The 513-nt window shown below is 52.8% G+C and carries 1 pseudogene; it reads left to right on the top strand.

Going from position 1 to position 513, the window contains the following annotated elements:
* Nucleotides 1-53: 53 nt before the first annotated feature.
* Nucleotides 54-513 (top strand): annotated as a pseudogene (locus tag E0L35_RS25465) (RNA polymerase-associated protein RapA); the annotation flags it as partial.

Genomic DNA, 513 nt, shown 5'->3' with positions numbered 1-513 from the left:
GCACGGTAGCGGGTGGTTATTGCCTGCAATTAAAGATATAGAGCCGAACACATATGCCTTTTACACTTGGTCAACGCTGGATCAGCGATACAGAAAGCGAATTGGGACTTGGAACCGTTGTCGCGGTGGATGCGCGAACTGTCACTTTACTTTTCCCATCTACTGGTGAAAACTGTCTGTACGCACGCAGTGATTCCCCCGTGACCCGCGTGATGTTCAACCCTGGTGATACCATTACCAGCCATGACGGCTGGCAGATGCAAGTCGAAGAAGTAAAAGAAGAAAATGGCTTGCTGACCTATATCGGTACTCGCCTTGATACTGAAGAGTCCGGCGTGGCCCTGCGTGAAGTTTTCCTTGATAGCAAACTGGTGTTCAGCAAACCGCAGGACCGTCTGTTTGCCGGGCAGATTGACCGTATGGACCGCTTTGCGCTGCGTTATCGCGCGCGTAAGTATTCCAGCGAACAGTTCCGTATGCCGTACAGCGGCCTGCGCGGTCAGCGTACCAGCC

Source organism: Halomonas sp. ATBC28 (genome assembly GCF_005937175.1).
Lineage (GTDB): Bacteria > Pseudomonadota > Gammaproteobacteria > Pseudomonadales > Halomonadaceae > Vreelandella > Vreelandella titanicae.
Note: the sequence above shows the minus strand (reverse complement) of the source record. Positions and strands in the feature narration are given on the sequence as shown.